This window comes from Paenibacillus radicibacter (genome assembly GCF_024721995.1).
Lineage (GTDB): Bacteria > Bacillota > Bacilli > Paenibacillales > NBRC-103111 > Paenibacillus_AM > Paenibacillus_AM radicibacter.
The window spans coordinates 168,150-188,700 of record NZ_JANQBC010000011.1 but is presented as its reverse complement, the minus strand read 5'-3'; the positions used below and the strand labels follow the sequence as shown (position 1 = coordinate 188,700).

Annotated in this window: 15 protein-coding genes; all 15 read left to right on the top strand. The window is 43.1% G+C overall.

Features of this window, described 5'->3' with window-relative positions; genetic code table 11:
- The first annotated feature begins 72 nt into the window (after positions 1-72).
- Positions 73-2,439, top strand: coding sequence for an endonuclease MutS2 (locus NV379_RS19875; protein ID WP_258209077.1), 2,367 nt, complete (start codon positions 73-75; stop codon positions 2,437-2,439).
- Between the two features lie 27 nt (positions 2,440-2,466).
- Positions 2,467-2,874 (top strand): DUF350 domain-containing protein, encoded by a 408-nt coding sequence (locus NV379_RS19870; protein WP_373426135.1) that lies wholly within the window; start codon positions 2,467-2,469, stop codon positions 2,872-2,874.
- 144 nt (positions 2,875-3,018) lie between these two features.
- Positions 3,019-3,531: a hypothetical protein gene (locus NV379_RS19865; RefSeq protein ID WP_258209075.1), complete on the top strand. Its 513-nt coding sequence runs from the start codon at positions 3,019-3,021 to the stop codon at positions 3,529-3,531.
- Between the two features lie 245 nt (positions 3,532-3,776).
- The gene (locus NV379_RS19860; RefSeq protein ID WP_258209074.1) at positions 3,777-4,784 is read left to right on the top strand and encodes a TDT family transporter; all 1,008 of its coding nucleotides are present in this window, start codon (positions 3,777-3,779) and stop codon (positions 4,782-4,784) included.
- A gap of 87 nt (positions 4,785-4,871) precedes the next feature.
- Positions 4,872-5,795, top strand: coding sequence for a cysteine synthase A (gene cysK, locus NV379_RS19855; RefSeq protein ID WP_258209073.1), 924 nt, complete (start codon positions 4,872-4,874; stop codon positions 5,793-5,795).
- 91 nt (positions 5,796-5,886) lie between these two features.
- Positions 5,887-7,695, top strand: a complete 1,809-nt coding sequence (locus NV379_RS19850) for a glycerophosphoryl diester phosphodiesterase membrane domain-containing protein (protein WP_308860313.1) — start codon at positions 5,887-5,889, stop codon at positions 7,693-7,695.
- Positions 7,696-7,808: 113 nt separating this feature from the next.
- Entirely contained in the window at positions 7,809-8,300 is a 492-nt protein-coding gene (locus NV379_RS19845) for an Lrp/AsnC family transcriptional regulator (RefSeq protein ID WP_258209072.1), read from the top strand.
- Positions 8,301-8,318: 18 nt separating this feature from the next.
- On the top strand, positions 8,319-9,506 hold the full coding sequence (locus tag NV379_RS19840) for an aminotransferase class I/II-fold pyridoxal phosphate-dependent enzyme (protein WP_308860312.1): 1,188 nt from the start codon (positions 8,319-8,321) through the stop codon (positions 9,504-9,506).
- A gap of 102 nt (positions 9,507-9,608) precedes the next feature.
- The gene (locus NV379_RS19835; protein WP_258209071.1) at positions 9,609-9,875 is read left to right on the top strand and encodes an aspartyl-phosphate phosphatase Spo0E family protein; all 267 of its coding nucleotides are present in this window, start codon (positions 9,609-9,611) and stop codon (positions 9,873-9,875) included.
- Between the two features lie 121 nt (positions 9,876-9,996).
- On the top strand, positions 9,997-11,025 hold the full coding sequence (locus NV379_RS19830) for a LacI family DNA-binding transcriptional regulator (protein WP_258209070.1): 1,029 nt from the start codon (positions 9,997-9,999) through the stop codon (positions 11,023-11,025).
- Positions 11,026-11,216: 191 nt separating this feature from the next.
- Positions 11,217-12,338 (top strand): putative sodium/potassium/calcium exchanger, encoded by a 1,122-nt coding sequence (locus tag NV379_RS19825; protein ID WP_258209069.1) that lies wholly within the window; start codon positions 11,217-11,219, stop codon positions 12,336-12,338.
- Between the two features lie 320 nt (positions 12,339-12,658).
- Positions 12,659-13,975: an ABC transporter substrate-binding protein gene (locus NV379_RS19820; RefSeq protein ID WP_373426134.1), complete on the top strand. Its 1,317-nt coding sequence runs from the start codon at positions 12,659-12,661 to the stop codon at positions 13,973-13,975.
- 144 nt (positions 13,976-14,119) lie between these two features.
- The gene (locus tag NV379_RS19815) at positions 14,120-14,971 is read left to right on the top strand and encodes a carbohydrate ABC transporter permease (RefSeq protein WP_258209133.1); all 852 of its coding nucleotides are present in this window, start codon (positions 14,120-14,122) and stop codon (positions 14,969-14,971) included.
- The gene (locus NV379_RS19810) at positions 14,968-15,783 is read left to right on the top strand and encodes a carbohydrate ABC transporter permease (RefSeq protein ID WP_258209067.1); all 816 of its coding nucleotides are present in this window, start codon (positions 14,968-14,970) and stop codon (positions 15,781-15,783) included. The genes NV379_RS19815 and NV379_RS19810 overlap by 4 nt, the downstream gene beginning before the upstream one ends.
- Positions 15,784-15,816: 33 nt before the next feature.
- Positions 15,817-20,442, top strand: a complete 4,626-nt coding sequence (locus NV379_RS19805; protein ID WP_258209066.1) for an S-layer homology domain-containing protein — start codon at positions 15,817-15,819, stop codon at positions 20,440-20,442.
- The last annotated feature ends 109 nt before the right edge of the window (positions 20,443-20,551 follow it).

Genomic DNA, 20,551 nt, shown 5'->3' with positions numbered 1-20,551 from the left:
AAGTTGAGGTTCGCATCTTGTGCATTCCTTGGGTATAATAATGATATTGTGAACGAGAGGACAGTGAAAGTTTTGAAGGGGAAAGTGTTAAAAACCTTAGAATATCAAAAAATTACTCATAAATTAGAAAATCACGCGCAAACCTCCCTCGGCAAGCGTGCCGTTCTTGCGATGCTGCCAAGTGGAGATTACATTGAAGTGACGCGTCGTCTAAAGGCGACAAGTGAAGCAGTTGATGTAGAGCGATTGAAAGGCAATGTGCCATTCGGTGGCATTCGAGATATCGAACCAAGCATCCATCGTGCCAGAATTGGTAGTATGCTAAACAGCACTGAATTACTCGATATTGCCAACACCATTTATGGTGGCCGCCGCTTAAAGCGGTTCTTGGATAATGTCCATGAGGAATTCCCAATTGAATGGATCGCAGGCATGGTTGAGCTAATGACGGACCAGAAGGGTCTTGAGGATCGCATTAAGAGCTGTATCGACGATAATGCCTATGTGGTAGACAGTGCAAGCATGGCGCTTGCTAAGATCCGCAGTGAGCTTAAGAGCAGTGAATCCCGCGTACGTGAACGCTTGGAGGATATGATTCGGAACAGTTCGACGCAGAAAATGTTGCAGGATATTCTGGTGACAATCCGTAATGATCGTTATGTGATTCCTGTTAAGGCGGAGTACCGCAGTCACTTTGGCGGTATGGTGCATGATCAGTCCGCATCTGGTGCGACTTTATTTATCGAGCCGGAAGCAGTCATGACGTTAAATAACAAAATTCGTGAACTCAAACTGAAAGAAGAAGCAGAAGTAGAGCGTATTCTCCTTATGCTGACTGTGGATGTTGCAGAAGTCGCGGATTTATTGTTGTCCGATGTTGGGATCATTGCGCAGCTTGATTTTATTTTTGCTAAAGCCGGACTTGCTCGTGCACTCAAAGCGACACTTCCTGTCTTGAATGATAAAGGCTACATTAAGCTCAAGAAGGGTCGTCATCCGTTGATTGCATCCGATGTTGTGGTGCCACTTGACCTGGAATTAGGTAAAGGCTTCACTTCGATTATCGTGACGGGTCCGAATACAGGTGGTAAGACGGTTTCTTTGAAGACGGTTGGCTTGCTATCCTTAATGGCGATGTCAGGCTTATTCGTACCTGCTGAAGAAGGTTCTGAGCTATGCGTATTTGATGGCATTTATGCGGACATTGGGGATGAGCAAAGTATTGAGCAGAACTTGAGTACGTTCTCTTCCCATATGACGAATATTATCTCGATCTTGCGTGATATGACGCCAAAAAGCCTGGTGTTGTTCGATGAATTAGGAGCGGGTACAGATCCTGCTGAAGGTTCTGCGCTTGCGATCTCCTTGCTCGATTACATCCATCGTATGGGTTGCCGCATTCTTGCAACTACGCACTATAGCGAGCTTAAAGCGTATGCGTATGAACGTGAAGGCGTTATGAACGCTTCGATGGAATTTGATGTTGCAACGCTATCTCCGACGTATCGACTGCTTGTCGGGGTGCCTGGTCGAAGTAATGCATTCGCAATTGCGGAGCGTCTGGGTCTAGCGAAGACGATTATTGATCAAGCACGCGGTCATGTTGGCGAAGAGGATCAACACATTGAATCGATGATTGCATCCCTTGAGGAGAACCGTCTTATCGCGGAAGAAGAGCGTCAAAGTGCGGAAGACATGCGTCGTGAAATTGAAAAAATGAAAAAAGAGCTTGAAGCTCAGCAAGATAAATTTGAGCAGCAGCGCGATAAAATGCTAGAAAAAGCAGAGCGCGAAGCAGCAGATGCGGTTGCGAAGGCAAAACGTGAAGCGGATGAGGTTATTACTGAACTTCGCCGTATTGCGCGTGAAGAAGCAGGACATATCAAAGACCATAAGCTGATCGATGCGAAGCGTAGATTGGATCAAGCAAGTCCACAATTACGTGAGAAGAAGCGTGTGGCACGAGCTGCGTCTAAGCCAGTTGAGATTGGAGCAGGTGACGAGGTTCGGGTTATCCACCTTGGTCAAAAAGGTCATGTCGTGGAGATCGTATCCAAAACCGAAGCACTTGTGCAGCTTGGGCTAATGAAAATTAAAGTGGCAAAGTCTGATCTAGAGCTTGTCACAACTCATGCCGTACAGCAAAAGCGTACCCAAGTTCCAGCGGCAAGCATCAAACGTACACGTGATGAGAATGTCCGTATGGAGCTAGATATGCGGGGTATGAATGTGGAAGAAGGTTTAATGGAAGCGGATCGATTCATTGATGAATCGATTATGTCGAATTTGAATCAAGTGTACCTCATTCATGGTAAGGGTACAGGGGTGCTTCGTACAGGTATTCAAGATTATTTACGTCGTCACCGCCGTGTGAAATCGTTCAGAATCGGGAACTACAACGAAGGCGGAACGGGTGTAACTGTCGTTGAATTGCAGTAGGAAGGCTGGGGACGTATCATGGATAATATGAGTTTTTGGACGGAGAACCGCTATTTATCGACGATCGGATTTTTCTCCGTTACAGTTATCTTGTTAGTGGTGTTCTTGACGATATTTGAGATTGTGACGAAATATAATGATTGGGAAGAGATTAAGAAGGGTAATGTCTCTGTAGCGATGGCAACTGGGGGTAAAGTGTTCGGGATATGTAATATCATTCGATATGCAATCCAGAATCATGATACTTTCGGTCAATCCATTGTCTGGTCAGTATTTGGCTTTGTTCTACTTATGGTTTCCTATTTCATATTTGAATTTCTTACACCGAATATTAAAGTTGATCAAGAGATTCAGCGTGATAATCGCGCGGTCGGTTTCTTATCGATGATACTCTCTGTTTCGATCTCTTTTGTAATCGGAGCGTGTGTGTCTTAGAATGTAGATAGGGGAGTAGGCTCATGAAGTATTTATGGGGATCATTGTTCGCACTAGCTGCTATATTTCTGATAGTTGGCATTTATTATGTTATGAAATAATCGGAATTCGATTAAGATAGTTACATGAGGAGTTGTTTACGTAATGGAAGAGAAAGAACAAACATTTTGTCCGTGGTGTCAGACTGAAATTGTATGGGACCCGGAAATTGGACCTGAGGAAGAATGTCCGCATTGCTTTAATGAACTTAGCGAATATCGCAGCTTGAGTATAGATGTGGATGGGTCTGATAACGAAGGTGAGCATGATGAAGAGGCGACGACTGCACCTAGCAACCTTCCGCTAAGCAACGAAGATCTGTGGGATGATGCTCCTGCAGGAGACGATGCTTACCGTGATATGGTGAATCAATGCATGGATACGCAGTTAGAAGCGCCAGATTGTGCAGCTTGCCGTGAATTGATGCTGTTTGCAGGTACACAGAACGTGAAGAACAAGCACTTTACACCGATTGTTCCACAAGCACTTGGTGTGCCGTTCTTAACCGGTCCATTTGAGTACCATGTATATGTATGTCCATCATGCTTCCGTGTAGAGCACTTATTGAGCGATCATGATCGCAAGACGATGATTGAGCGTTTAACTGCGAAAAAATAGTAGGCGTTCATAAGTAATAGGGATGTGAGAGAAGTTAGTTTCCTTGCTGCCAAATCAGCGGGTGACTGGCTTTTTTGCATATTTTAACGGAAATAAGGTTTTCTTATGAATCGCATCAAAAAGTCGGATTTCCAATCGGAAGCGCAGCGTCATACAATAAAAGCAAGGGATCGCTATAATTCACCGAATCCACTATCATGCAATGACTATGCTACAAGATGAAGAGGTGACCTATTGATATGAATATGAATCAACAATTAAATAAACTAGAGAGAATGCCAATTGGCATTAGCGGTACATGCCTCGCATTCATAACATTAAGTAATGCATGGAAAGTGTACGGGATTGATTTTCTGAAGCCTATTGCCATTACACTTGCAATCGGGATGCTGCTACTGATGTTCATTCGATTGATCAAATTTCCTAAAGTGATGTATGCGGAACTAAAGAATCCCGTCACAGGTACTTTTTATCCGACAATGGGGATGGTAATTTGGCTCGTATCGGGCACTTTATATCCTTATCTACCCACACTTTGCAGCTATTTATGGATTTCTGCTGCAATCTATCATTATTTCATAGTCGTGTTCTATACGATTATTCGGGTCAAGGAACGTCAGTTTAGTAACATCATGCCGACTTGCTTTATCGTGTACACAGGGATGATTACAGGCAGTGTTGCAAGTAAAGGTATGGATGGTGTGATTCCCCAGATTCCTGATATTGCTCACTTTATGCTGATGTTCGGATTTATTTTCTATACGATTCTATTACCTTTGGTTCTCTATATTGTCTTTCGTAGTAAGAAGTTAAAGGATCATCAGTTACCAACGATAGGCATTATTTGTTCACCTGCACCACTTGGTGTTGTGGGAATACTAACGATTGAACCCAATCCGAACTTTTATATGCTCGCATGGCTGTTCATTACTGGTACGGTTCTTCTTTTTGTCGTGTACGGATATATATTAAAGCTGTTCAAGGAAGGGTTCAAACCTGGATACGCAGCATTTACTTTTCCACTCGCGATCTCCACATTCGCAGCTTATAAATTGCAGGATTACAGCATGTCCATAGGTCATGAGGGTTGGGCGCAATTTTTCAAAGTGCTAGGGGATATGGAGATTTTCATTGCAACATATGTTGTATTGTTTATTCTACTTAACTTTATAAAAATGTTCGTTAAAGCCCTTCACCCGGGGCTCGGTAAGCTCTTGAAGAAAGAAGAACAAGGAATCAAAATTAAAATATAAGATTGCCAATAAGAATGGTTGGAATTATGATACAAGTAATGAAATGGAAGTCTTATTCTTGTTATCGAACTGGAGTGATATTCTTATATGGCAGCTTGCAAAATGTACGGATCCATCACGGAGTTAATCGGAAATACCCCTGCTGTGCGTTTGAATCGATTGGTAGGCGAGCAGGATGCGGAAGTGTATGTGAAGCTGGAGTACTTTAATCCAAGTGGCTCGGTCAAGGATCGCGCGGCTTACAATATGATTGTGCAAGCGGAACAAGCAGGTGTACTTGTGCCGGGGGCGACCATCATTGAACCGACAAGTGGGAATACGGGAATCGGTCTTGCGATGAATGCCGCAGCCAAAGGGTATAGCGCGATTCTTGTGATGCCAGATAATATGACACTTGAGCGGATTAATCTGCTGCGTGCCTATGGCGCAGAAGTGGTACTGACACCAGCAGCTGAACGTATGCCGGGAGCGATACGCAAAGCGATTGAATTAAGCGAAGGAATTCCGCACAGCTTCATTCCGCAGCAGTTCGAGAATCCAGCGAATCCGGATATCCACCGGACGACGACAGCACTTGAAATTATCGAGCAGATGGACGGGAAGCTCGATGCCTTCGTTGCAACGGCAGGGACAGGCGGCACGATAACAGGAACAGGGGAAGCGCTACGCGCGCAGCTTCCTGACGTGCAGATCTATGTCGTTGAGCCGAAGGGCTCGCCCGTACTCTCTGGCGGCCAGCCGGGGCCGCACAAGCTCGTCGGCACGAGTCCGGGCTTCGTGCCGCAGATCTTGAACACGACCGTCTATGACGAGGTCGTGCAGGTAGCCGACGAGGATGCCATAGAGACGACTCGCCGCTTGGCGAGTGAAGAGGGCATCCTTGTCGGCCCCTCCGCAGGCGCGTCCGTCTGGACCGCCTTGCGAGTGGCTCGGGCGCTTGGCGTCGGCAAGCGCGTGATCTGCATCGCCCCTGACACGGGCGAGCGGTACCTCAGCATGGACGTGTTCTAGGTCCATGCTAGTTACGGTTTTATCTATATTTGTAAATTAGAATTAAGGGCACGATAATGTTACACTTTATCTATTGTTGATTAAGGAGAGCATGTTGGTGCATACATATTACAATCGCAATAGTTCGGTACATCAGTTATTGATGCATACATTAAAGTCCTTTAAATTTACGTTTTGGCAATCGATAATATTTGAAATCATATATAAAATGCTTACGTTTACGGTTTTCGTCCCATTGATATCTTTTGTGTTTCGTCAGGCAATCCACATAAGTGGACATGCAGGGGCAACCAATTATGAATTATTGAAGTTTGCATACAATCCTGTTGGGATTGTATGCATTTTGTTTATCATTTGTTTTGCTACGGTCATTATATTTGTTGAGTTTTCCGTCCTCATTCTCATTTCATATTATGGGCATCAGCGGAAGATCATTAAGTTAATGCCAGCCTTTTTGCAGGCAATATCTCATTTGCCTTCCTTGTTTCGATATGGTTTTGTGGGTTGGATCGTGTACTTTCTGCTCATTATGCCACTGCTTAATTTAGGTTTATCCTCTTCTTTGTTACCGAGTCTTCAAATTCCTAATTTTGTTTCGGGAGAACTGTTAAAGACCAGTTGGGGTATGATTCTTTCAGTGGTGTTGATTGTTGTTGTGGCCATATTGAATATACGATGGATGATGTCTCTGCACATGATTGTAATTGAAGGCAAGGAGGGTTTCATTGAATCTTCACGTAAAAGTGTTCGTATGATGCGTAAGTCATATTGGAAGATGATTTTAACACTCTTGTATGGATTGCTCCTGTTCTTATTGCTTACGTTGATTCTTATTGTAATTTTAATCCTTCTGGTGTTCGCGATATCATTCTTTGTCCAATTCGAAATATTAATGGACCATCCACTATTTAATAAAATAATCGTGTCGATTATCGTATTGTCCATTTTCATTGCTTCTTTTATCGCTTCGCCATTTTTTATCCATACGCTTACCACTTTTTATTTAGAAAAAGCGAATCCTTACGACGCTGCTATTCGACATTTGGACTGGGATCAGACTAAAAACTTTTATGCGAAAGAAAATCGAAGTTTGGTGAGAGCATATGCTGGTAAGTTAGTTCTCTTCGCATCAATTGTAATTGCGGTTACCTTATTGTTGTATCCACTCAATAATGCTGCGCGATTGAAGTCCGACTCCTTTATGATAATGGCGCATCGCGGGGATATAACAATGGGGGTTGAAAATTCTTTAGAGGCGCTGCAAGGTGCAATCGATGCTAAAGCAGACTATGCGGAGATTGATGTACAATTGACGAAAGATGGTCAACTGGCGGTTATTCATGATACCAACTTAAAACGGCTAACAGGTCGGAATGCGTCTGTATATGAACTGACGATGGATGAGCTTCGTGAACTAGAGTTGTCTCAAGGCAACTTTACAGGCCGCATTCATTCACTTGAAGATTTTATTCAAAAGTCCAAAGGCAAAATTAAGCTAAATATTGAGATTAAACTGCATGGAAGTGAACAAGGCGATATTGTGAAAATGGTAGTTGATCTTCTGCGTAAGTATAAGGTTGTTGAAGAATATGTGGTTCAATCGCTAGATCGTGAAGTAGTAAAACAAGTTCAAGACGAAGAGCCTGCGATTAAGACAGGATATATCGTATTTGCAAGTACGGGTATGCTGTCGTGGGTTCATGCAGATTTCATTGTACTCGAAGAATATATGGTAACAGAGGAAGCAATTTCTTCTGCCAAAATGTTAAATAAACCATTGTACGTATGGACCGTAAATGATACATCCAATATAGAGAAGTACTATAACATGGGCGCAGATGGGATAATTACGGATATTCCCGATATAGCTCAAGACATTGTAAATCAATTAAGAAAGTGACCCTCCTAGTTGAATCCAAATGGGTAACCGTTGTAAGATAAGTAAAACAACTTAACAGGCATTAAGTAAACTTCATACAGGAACATGTACGGAAGGTACGAGGAGGAACAACAATGGAAGATATGAAACACAAGATTTTGGATATTTTGAAAGAAGATGCTAGACATACACCAGAGGTTATTTCCACGATGCTAGATGTGCCAGTTGCACAGGTATCACAAGCGATCAAGGAACTAGAGCATGACAAAGTTATCGTGAAATATGCATCAGTCATTAACTGGGGCAAAGTGGACAAGGACAAGGTTACAGCCTTGATCGAAGTTCAAATTACACCGGAGCGCGGGCATGGATTCGATTCTATTGCGGAGCGCATTTATTTATTTCCAGAAGTAAAATCGGTGTACTTGATGTCAGGTGCCTATGATTTACTTGTTGAAATTGAAGGTCGTACCTTGAATGAAGTCGCTTCATTCGTTTCTAATAAACTATCTCCAATTGATCGTGTACTATCAACCAAAACGCATTTTATTCTAAAAAAATACAAGCAGAACGGTATCATTTTTGAAGATAAAGAAGATGATCATCGCATGCCATTTGCGCCGTAGGAAGGGTGGGTTTTGACAATGGATCAAACTGTATCTCGTACGAAGCCAATGACGGACTACTTATCACCACTAGTTCGTGATATTCCACCTTCAGGAATCCGTAAATTTTTTGATTTAGCAGCAGGCTCCAAAGATATTATCTCGCTAGGTGTGGGTGAACCTGACTTTGTGACGCCTTGGCATGTACGTGAATCTTGTGTGTATGCACTTGAGAAGGGGATGACGTACTATACGCCGAATGCAGGCTTACTGGAGTTAAGAGAGGAAATTGCGGCTTACTTGCATCGTCAGTTTCATGTGTACTATGAGCCATCTAGTGAGGTTCTAGTGACAGTTGGTGGTTCGGAAGCCATTGACCTTGCCCTGCGCGCGTTAATTGAGCCTGGGGATGAAATTCTAGTACCAGAGCCGTGCTATATCTCTTATTCTCCGATTACAACGATTAGTGGTGCAGTTCCGGTAGGTATTGAAACATTCGCTAAGGACAACTTTAAACTGACTCCAGAGGCGCTTAAAGCGGCGATTACACCTCGTTCAAAGGTTCTTATCCTATGTTACCCGAGTAACCCAACAGGCGGTATTATGACGCGTGAGGATTGGGCGCCGATTGCGAAAATTGTAGAAGAGAACGATCTGATTGTGATTTCCGATGAAATTTATGCGGAGCTCACCTATGGACAGAAGCACGTTTCGTTTGCAGAGATGCCAGGAATGAAGGATCGTACGATTCTCGTATCTGGGTTCTCGAAGGCGTTTGCGATGACAGGTTGGAGAATGGGCTATGCTTGTGGTCACCCTGACCTGATTGCAGCGATGCTCAAAATCCACCAATACACGGTAATGTGTGCACCAATCATGGGGCAAGTGGCGGCGCTAGAAGCGCTTCGCAACGGGATGGATGAGAAGGATAAGATGGTTGAATCTTATAATCAACGTCGCCGTCTAGTTGTGAATGGTTTCCGTGAACTCGGACTTACTTGTCATGAGCCGCAAGGGGCGTTCTACGCGTTCCCATCCATTGCTTCAACAGGTCTTACATCTAATGAATTTGCTTCTCGTCTATTGCTTGAAGGTAAAGTCGCTGCGGTACCTGGTGATGTGTTCGGTAAAGGTGGCGAAGGCTTTATTCGTTGTTCCTATGCGACGTCCGTTAGTCAACTAAATGAGGCGATCGAACGAGTCGGTAAGTTTCTTACAAAATTGTGAAATATAGAATATTAGTAGTTTTCAAACCCACTAATAAATGGTAATATAGACTAAATAATTTGTAAGAAATTGATAGATAAAGAAAGGTTGGAGGGGACGTAGATGGCATTTTTAGAATATCAACTTTCTCAGTCGACAGGTTACAACTTCGTTCGCGATTCAGATGCAAAGAAACGTTGGTTGTTCAAAAAAATCATTCACACAGCCACCCAACAAGAGTTAGAAGAGCAGATCCATGCGTTGCGTCGGAAACTTGAGAAACTCGTTCAAGAAGGCCATGAGATGACTTCTAGTGAAGTGATTGAGACAAGCATGCAATTGGATTTAAAAATAATCGAATACATGAATAAGGAAATCCGTTCCGAGTAGGGGGCGGGTTTTTCATTTGCAAGGAACATGCCATTTGCCTTTTATTAGGTTGCGACAGCTTTCATAAACTTGTACAATATTTAGTAAATAGGTGTTGTGGATTGGGGAAATGTGCAAACGGATGGTAACCATTAAGGATGTTGCGAAGAAAGCAGAAGTTTCGAGCGCTACAGTATCACGTGTATTGAATGGTGATCGAACTTTGCAGGTAGCGGAAGAGACGAGACGGCGTATATTCGATGCGGCTGAACAACTTCAATATAAGAAAACGAAATCACGTGCACTTAAAGTGAGTGATGATGCAAGCACTCATCGGATCGGGCTAGTCATCTGGGGGTCGGAACAATTAGAATCCTCAGATCCTTATTTCATTTTCATTCGTCAAGGTGTTGTTAAAGAATGCGCGAAACAAGGTATTGACGTAAGCCGTGTGATCTTCTTAGATGAATTAGAATCGAATATTCCAAGACTTGATTTGGATGGAATTATTGTTATCGGGAAGGTTCATATCAATCTTGTGCAGCAGATGACGCAGACCGATCATATCGTTTCTATTGATTACGCGTTAGATGATGCTCACGATTCTGTTGTGTTTGATCTGGGTAAAGCAACAAGGCAGGCGCTTAATCACTTGTTAAGCCTCGGGCATCAGCGCATTGGCTATATTGGTGGAATTAGCTATGTCTTTATGCCAGAAGGACGTATACATACGGTGGATGCTCGGGAAAAAGAATTCGAGACGATTATGCGTGAACATGGCCTTTATGATCCTGATTATGTATTTGTGGATGAATGGAGAACGGAGCAAGGGTATCAACTGATGAAGAAAGCACTCGAGTTGAAACTACGCCCGACAGCGTTTCTGATTGGAAGCGATACGATGGCGATAGCAGCACTTAAAGCAATTCATGAGTTAGGTCTAAGAGTTCCGCAAGATATTGCCATTGCAAGCTTTGATGATATTCCACTTGCATCCTATGTGACCCCGCCGCTTACGACCGTTCGCGTGTTGACGGAAGAGATGGGAATGACAGCGGTGAAATTATTGGTAGATCGCATAAATGGTCGCGATTATCCGATGCATGTAAGCATTCCAACTGAACTAATCGTGCGCGATAGCAGCGGCGATAAAATAGATTTTGGTAAGTGACTCTAAAGACATTGTGGAATAAAGTTTGGGGGCTGCAATAGGTTGCCGATGGGCAGGCTGTTACAGCCCTTTTTGGCGTTTTTTTACTTTTGATAGTCGAATATTATCCGAATGATGTTGGTTACAATATGTCTGTTCTTTGAGCAGTTAGTCGTGTACAGATCAATATCATGAGAGTGGAGGCTTATTCATTGGATAAAAGCGGAGGAAAAATGAAGGATCGAGATCAACATTCGGACCTGGTTAAAAATGGTAAGGGTGATAAGCATGACACCGTAAGAAAAGAAAAATTAGAAGAAGAAAAAGCGGGAGAGTCAAATAAACAAAGCAGTCGTGAGTCTGAGCAGCATCGTGAGAGTGAGAAAGAGCATCAACAAACCTCTGCAAAGAGCGAGCAGGAACATGCTAGTCACAAAGATCAAGAGCATGAGAATAAAGAAGGTCATAAGGAATTTAACAAACAAGGCAATCAAGCTGAGCATAATAATCATGAGCAAAAAAACGCAAACGCCGAGTATGATGAATCCAACAATCGAGGATCTGAAGCGGAGCATAATCGTCATATGGAGGGCGGAAGTAAGAACGGTCACGAAGCATCTAGCAATGAAGCCCATCAAGATGAGTATGAGCGTCAACATGAAAAACTCGATGATCGAGGACAAGTAAACAATAGCCATAGTGAGAATGGGGCTAATCAAGAAAAAGTGAGCAGTAGGGAGCATACTTCCACTGCTGAGCATGAGCATGAGCACTATATTACGAATTTTAAAGAGATCATTCGAGAGAAAATTACGGAAGAGCGAGTAACCGAGAGAATCACCGAAAAGATTAAGAAATCCGGTCATGGAGAATCACACAGCGAATCCAATCGTCATTCGAATGCAGGAGCACATAGTGAATCCAGTGCGCACACACATGGGGAATCCCATGAAAATGCACATAATGAAGGTCATGATGTTGCATCCGGACATTCCTTGTCTGACTCCCATGAAGAAGCAAAAGCTCGTTCTCATGCAGATGCTCATGAAGAAGCACATGCACATTCCCATGCAGATGATCATGAAGAAGGGGACACCCATGAGGAAAGTGGTTCTCGCAGAGAAAGCAGTGAACATGCACATAAAGGTTCTCATGAGGTAGTGAAGGAAGAAGGGCATTCGGAGGAACACGCAGATACGAGTGGAGAAGATCAAAAGGATTCTCGGGCATCGTCAGATGAGGAAACGGAATCCGAAGAAAAGGAAGAAAAGAGTGAGAGTTCAGAGTCTCGTGATGCAACTCGAGAGAAAGAACACCAAAAATTAGTGGATTAATCTTGAACGAAGAACGAATAAGTAACTGTCTCCAGCTGGGGGCAGTTTCTTTATTTTATTTAGTAATTTATACTATTAATTTACGTAATTATATCTAAATATTTAGTAAATTTATATTGAAATTTAGGGTTTCGTTTAGTAAAGTATAACTGTAATTAGAATATTCAACTTTTTTGTAAGCGCACACAAATCAATGAACGGCTGTAAGAGCCAAACTACCCTTAATGAGATGGGGAGGTGTAGAGCTAAGTATTATCAGGCTCGGATAGAGGGATTTGTCTATTTTATTAATTGAAAATTCAGTAAATAAAAAGGGGTGCATGTTTTTGAAAAAGATAGGTGTAAGTCTCATCTCCATGTCATTATTGCTCTCATTTACATTAGTTGGTTGTTCACAGCGTTCTGAAACCGCAAGCACAACAAAGTCGGAAGCTACGACAGTTCCAACTCCGACAGCTAAATCGGGAGATTCAGGTAACAAGAAGAAAGTAACGGTATATAGCAGCGTAACGCTCAAATCGATCCAAGACGTATATCGTCAGATTGCAACTGATTTCTCCAAGGATAACGCAGATATTGAGGTTGATCTTCAATTCCCTGGCTCAGGCTATGAGAATTTATTGAAGGTGAAGATGGCAGCGAACGACTTGCCAGATATATTCGATACGCACGGTTGGGCGCAAATTCGCTATGGCAACTACTTAGCAGATCTGCAAGCAGAGCCATGGGCGAAAGAGATGACAGACACGATTAAAGATGTTGTAACAGATAAGAATGGCAAAGTGTATGCGCTCGTACTTGCAGAAGCGAAGGATGGTCTTACTTATAACGTCGATGTGCTCAAGAAATACAACATTGAGCCACCAAAAACATTCGACGAATTGATGGCAGCAGCAGAGAAATTGAAGCTAGATAGTAAGGGTGAAGTAACGCCATTCTACTTCTCTGGTGTGGATGATTGGTTAATTGGTCAATACTTCGATTACTTTGCAACTTCTGCTTACATCAGTCCGAAGGACAACGATGCGAAGAGCTTGCTAGATGGAACTTTTGACTGGAGAAAGTGGGATGGACTATCGCAGAAGTTCTTGGATATGTTCAAGAAAGGTTACATGAACAAGGACGTTATTACTGCGAAATATAGCGACTTACCACAATTGTTCGCACAAGGAAAAGTAGCATTTGCTCTGCAAGGTCCATCCATTGCCGATGAAGTTCACAAAGTGAAAGCAGATACGAAAATTGGCTTTATGCCAGTTCCTTCGATGGTACAAGGCGACGAGCCTAACTTCTCCGGTGGTGAGCGTTATACGATGGGGGTATTTAAGGATAGTAAGCAGTTAGAGGCTTCTAAGAAAGTCGTTGCTTTCTTCGCTCGCAAAGAGAATATGAGTAAGATTGCGAATACGACGAAGCTGCCTGCCGGACTGAAAGGTATCGAGTCTAACCATGAATTCTCTGAGTATTACAATAAATATGCATCAATTCGTGTGTTCCCTTACTTCGATCGTGTGTATTTGCCTAATGGGATGTGGGATGTCATGTGTAAGACAGCGACTTCAATGTTAAGTGGGGGCGTATCGCCAGCTCAATTCTCTGACAAGATGAAACAAGAAGTAGAGCGACTGCGCAAATAAAGCATGCAAGGGAGGGAGATTCTTTCTCCCTTCTTTACTTGAAAGAAAAGGGGATAGCTGATGAATCCGAGAACAAGCTTGTCTGATTCGTTAAAAGTAAGAGAAGAGCGCAGTATCATCACGCGGTGGAAGAACTCGCTGGGCATGATCAACATCATGTATGTGCCTGCTTTGATCCTCTTTGCCGTATTTATTCTGTATCCATTTGTGAAAGGCATCCAGATTTCATTCACGAATTGGGACGGATATTCGCAAAACTTCAAATGGATCGGCATTAGCAATTACAAGCGTTTATTCACAGATCCTGATATGGGCACTGTGACGCGCAATACGTTTATTTACGGAATAGGCAGTACATTATTTCAGAATATTATCGGGCTTATTTACGCTCTGTTCTTAAATATGAGTTTTCGTCTTAAAGGACTCACCCGTACGATCATTTATTTACCGGTTATTATATCCCCACTCATTATGGGGTACATTTGGTATTTCTTTTTCCAATATAATGGCGGGGCAATTAATGATGTTATTCAGTTATTTGGATCAGAGCCTATTAATCTATTAGGCAATCCCAATATCAATGTCTGGATTATTACATTCGTAAACACCTATCAATATGTCGGAGTTGCGATGGTCATTTACTTAGCTGGACTTCAGACGATCTCCAAAGAGTATTATGACGCTGCGAAGATCGACGGAGCAGGGGCTTGGTCGAGATTTGCTCATATTACGTGGCCGCTTCTAGCCCCATCTTTTACAATCAACATCGTCTTGAACTTAATTGGTGGATTGAAATTGTTCGATGTTGTTACAGCGATGACGAATAGCGGTCCTGGATACTCTTCTGCTTCCTTATCAACGCTGATGTATCAGCTCTACTTCGGTAGACAGGATGCGGGCTATGCAGCTGCAATCGGCAACTTGATGTTCGTGATTATCTCAATCATTAGCATTGCAGCGCTCATTATGCTACGACGTCGGGAGGTTACATCATGAGAATAAAGAAGATTGTCATTAATATTGTCGCAATTGTGGTTAGCTTGATTCATATCTTACCGTTCTATATTTTATGTACCTCGTCATTCAAGGCAGGAGATGACCTAAGCTCAAAGTGGCAGTGGCCGGGCTATCTGTATCTCGATAACTTTATGAATGCATGGACAGAAGCAAATTTGGGACGAACATTTATGAATAACATTCTCATTACGGTCCTTGCTCAAGTGCTGATTATCGTTCTGGGTTCGATTGCGGCATACCCACTCTCAAGAAACCGGAGTAAATGGAACAAGTTTATCTACACGCTGTTTATCTCATGCTTAATTATTCCGCCACTTACGATTCTCGTACCGCTTTATAAAGTGATGGTTGATTTCGGGGGGGTGAATCATGTGTGGGGGATTATGATGCTCCATGTGACCTTCTACTTGCCAATCACAATCTTCTTATATACCGGATTTATCGACTCGATTCCAAGAGAGCTGGATGAAGCAGCGATGATGGATGGAGCAGGTCGAATTACGCTGTTCTATCGTATCTTGCTGCCCTTATTAACGCCGATCACAGCGACTGTTATTATTCTGACAGGTGTCTATATTTGGAACGATTATTCTTTGTCTGTCTTTTTCCTGCAAAAGCCAGAAACGCATACGATTACCGTCGCCTTGTCGGCTTTCTTCGGTAAATATAACAGCAATATTGGTTGGGTGGCAGCAGGTTCTTTATTAAGTGCAATTCCGATTACAGTTGTTTATTTATTCCTACAGCGATATTTCATCCAAGGGATGGCGCAAGGTGCGATTAAGGGGTAATTAATCAAGCATTAGCAGAGAGGATAGATTCTGATGAGGAAAAGGCTCCTTACGATATTATTCATCGTAACATTCATATTCACGAATGTATTCGGTGTAATTGGTCCGATTTCGCTGGCACAAGCCAATTCACAGAATATACTTAAGAACCCAAGCTTTGAAGAGTTAGAAGGGAAAGATGGGCGTGATGCACGCTATTGGAATATGAACGACTCAATTAATGGGTGGACATCAGCTAGTGAAGCGATAACGGGTACTAGATTTGGGTGGACACAACCTAATAAAGCGATTTATCAAGAAGTAACAATTCCGACTACCGGTATGTATAAGCTATCTGCTAATGCGAGGGGTAAGGGGAATGATACTCAATTCGGGATTCGTAAACCAGATGGCACAGCACTTGCAAGTATTATCATACCGATGAAGAATACGATGGTAGGCAAGCGTGAGGAAGTGCCGGGTATCTTACTAACTGAAGGTGATCAGGTTCAAGTGTACTATGGCTATGGGGATTCTTGGTCTCATATTGAGGATGTCGAATTGATCCGAGATGATGCCGCCGTGGCTAACCTTATTGTAAACGGCGAATTTAAGAGTGAACTCTCTAACTGGCAGACGACAGAAGGGGTATCGATGGCAACAATTGAAGTGGATTCTAAACCGATAAAAGCAGCTCAAATTAACCCTAATCAATCGATTTCACAAAAAATCTCAGTCCCACTTACAGGGAAATATCGTCTATCGCTACTTCTTCAAACAGAAGGTGATGGAGGAAGTTTTGGTGTAAGGGATGCTACAGGGACAGTCATTGAACAATTGGATATTACAACTAGTGTTAATGAACAACGTAGTTTGGAGGAAGTCGTACTTCAAGCAGGTAGCGAGGTGGAAGTGTTCATTTCGTCCGGTGAGAATACGCTTAAGGTTGCTCAAGTGAAGCTCGAATTTGACTTTGTACACTTTGATAACTCCCCTTCCACTGCAACGGATGTTGCTGCAACAGGGCTACTGTGGACAGGGCAGAGTCTAACAGGACATTATAAGTATCAAGATGCGGAGAATCATCGAGAAGGTTTGACTACGTATAATTGGATGGTAGCAGATTCAGCTGATGGTGCTTACACCATAATGCCAAGTGAACACGGCAAACAATTGAAGCTTACGGCTGATTATGCGGGTAAGTACATCAAGTTTGCAGTTATACCAGTTGATATTTTCGGTCAAGCAGGCGAGGTGTACACAAGCGAAGCTGTTGGTCCGATTGCTGGTAACTTAGTTGTGAATGGAAGCTTTGATGATGAGAAGCATGGCTGGTCTTATGACGGAGCCTTTATTTATAAAAAGGGGACGGAGAAAATCGCGAAGCTTGATCCTGGTCCTGTCACATTCTTATCCCAGCAAATTACGATTCCAAGCACAGGATATTACAAGTATGAAGTGCAATTTAATCGTTCTGACGATGCTGGGGGGATCTTCGGCATTCGTTATCCAGGTGGAAGCGAAATTGCGCGAAGTGAAGTGCCAGCTGGTAATGAACCATTTGTAAACAGTGTCGGTCAAATTTTGCTGCAAAAAGGGATGCAAGTTGAAGTGTATTTCACAGGTATTCCGAAGAATGGCAAATGGCTGGAGATTGACAATGTGGGATTGTATGCAGAATCCATGGGGAATGGTTCTCTGCCAGATATGCATCAGATTCTAGCTGTAACAACTGCAAAGCAGGTGGGTATTGCGAATATTGATGCTCTGCAGCGTAAAGTTATTATTCAAATGCCATATGGAACAGATCTTAAGGCTATTGCCCCGGAAATAACGGTATCTGAAGGTAGTACAGTAGTGCCGCAATCAGGCAGTGTACAGAACTTCACATCGCCATTGACTTATATCGTTACAGGTTCAAATGGCATTGCAGAGGAGTGGACGGTTGAATGTGTTGTGCTTGATAAGCAACTTACAATCGATACTTCGAATACAAAGCTAAAGGATGCGTTCAATTGGGCGATTCCGAAGGCGAAGTCATATGTGCGAACGGGTAAGCAAGGGCTTATTAATCGGGATGAGTATCTGGGCAACAATCCTGAGATTAAAGATTACATCCCATCTTACTGGGCAGGATATGCGCATCGTTATGCGTTCTATTCAAGGGATATGGTGCACCAGATGGCAGGGGCACATTTACTAGGACTTGATCAAGAGAACAAATCGATGCTCACAGCATTCGCAGGAACTTCAAGTGCATTGCACAAATGGTACCCGGTATGGGCGCTTAACTTTGACGGATCGACATTTAAGCTGGACTATGACGATGAGAATTCATTCGTAAGAGAAGTACCAGCCGTATTCGAACTTGTAGAAAAAGCTTATAAGATGTATTTATGGACAGGTGACAAAGCGTACATTAACGATGAGACGCTGTGGAACTACTACACGAAGGCAGTTACCGAATTTGTTGAACTTCATGATAAACAACTCGCGAACGGTATTGCCGAGGGAACAGGGCAAGGCATCTTCGAAGGTGCGGCGTCTTACAATGAGCGTGATGGTGAAGCGGTTGTAGAAGGAGGTGATGGGATTGCTTCGCAGTATCAAGCCTTCCTTGCTTATGCAGAGATGGCTAAGGCAAGAGGCGATCAGGAGACTTATCAGCTTTTTGCAGATAAGTCAGTTGAGCTGAAGCGTTACTTCAATGAAGACTGGGGCGTTAAAGGGATCGCAGAAGGCTACATGCGTGGTTATGAAGCAAATGGTAAGTCGTACAGCGAATTTGGTAAGGAAGCCAGCTGGTTTATGCCGATGAAGCTCATTACCGAAGCGGGAGAGCGCACGAATAAGTTCCTTGATTTAATTGATAAAATGAGCGAAACACCAGGTCAAGCTCCTGTGAATATTGAAGCATACTCCTACTTGCCAGATACTTTCTTCCCATATGGAAAAAATGAAACCGCATGGAAGTGGATGAATTATATTCTGGATCGACTTCATGTGCCACATGAGTTAAGCAGTCAAGGCACGAATGGCGATTACCCTGAGCTATCTTATACGTTAATTAGTCATACGGTGGAGGGGTTAATGGGAATTACGCCTAATGCGCCAGAGCAGAAGGTAGCGACGTTATCTCGACTTCCGCAAGCAATTGGCTGGTTATCACTCGATCACATTAACGTTGGTGAACATGACTTGTATGTGAAACATGAGGGAGCGAAGAAGACAACTTTAACGAATCACGAAGGTGCAGAATCGATCCATTGGGAAGCACAATTCGCAGGCAGTTTCCCTTATATTTGGTTAAATGGAAAAGCGATTGCTGCGTCCACGAAAGTGGTTAATGGGGTTACGATCAGTTTCACGGATGTAGAAGTGCAAGCAGGAGAGACGATTGTTGCAGTTCCATCATTGAAAGGTAATGATAACGGCACGACGGACCCGGTTGATCCAACTAATCCCACTGATCCAGGAGAACCAAGTAACCCGGTTACAGAAACACCTACTCTAAGTACACCACAACCGAGCAATAATAATGTATCAGCAAAATTAGTGGTTACACCTCAGTTACAAGGGGATCATGCAGTTGCGCAGGTAACTGCAGCTAAGTGGAAAGAACTTTTGCAGCAAGCTGCGAAAACATCTGAACAGTCGAGTCAAATCGTGATTACACTTGCTGAAGTGAAGGGTGCGCAGCGTTATGACTTGCAACTTCCATCCTTCACAGGGGCAATTCCAAATAGTGATAAGCTGATGGTGGAAGTTCGAACACCACAAGCTCGCATCATCGTTCCTTGGAAAGCGCTTCAAGCAGATACACAATTGAAGAGTGAGATTCGAATAGGAGTGCAAGTGGTAAATGGCAAGCCAGTGGTAACACTTGATGCACTTGCAGGAGAACAAGTGATGTCTAAACTTCGTGGTGCTCAGATGAAAGTGTATGTTACTTATAAACCTACAACGGACGAATGGGACAATCACGAGTTCTTGGTTGTACAACAAGGAGTAGATGGTTCAGGTACTCAGATCGTATCGACTCTTCCTTCTAGTAAGTATGATCCACGTTCAAATGAAATGGGGTTCCGAACGTCCAACTTCGGCACTTACGGATTAGCTTACACACCAAGATTATTCAATGATCTTCTGCAAACAGAGTGGGCGAGGAAATCGATTGAAGTGCTCGCTGCTAAAGGCATTATCCAAGGCATGTCGCAAAGTGAGTTCGCACCTCAGCAGTCCATAACGCGTGCAGATTTCATCGCGCTACTCGTAAAGACACTTGGTTTGCAAGCTGATGGCGTGAAGACCGATGCTTTCGCAGATGTGAAGTCAGGTGATACACATGCTGATATGATCGCACTTGCGAAGCATATGGGCATTATTCAAGGAACTGGGGATCAGCTGTTTAATCCGAAGGCATCCATATCTAGACAAGATATGATGGTTATGGTAGCACGAGCGCTGCAAGCTGTCGGGATTGCTGGAAAAGATTCATTTGGAAGCGAAACGAAGCGTTTTGAAGACAGTTGGCAAGTATCACCTTATGCAATTGATGCTTCTGGATTACTCATTCATGAAGGATTAATCAAAGGTCATGACAACAAGTTAAACCCAACTGGCATGATGACACGTGCTGAAGCGGCAGTGCTATTGTATGAATTAAGCTTGAAGCAATAAGGTGATGCGGTGCGCCCTGCGGATCATTTTTAAACAATAGTGTTGTAAATCACTTGGGTGCTAGCATATAATTCTTGAAGTAGAGGCAAGCTTGAACGGAATGTTTGTA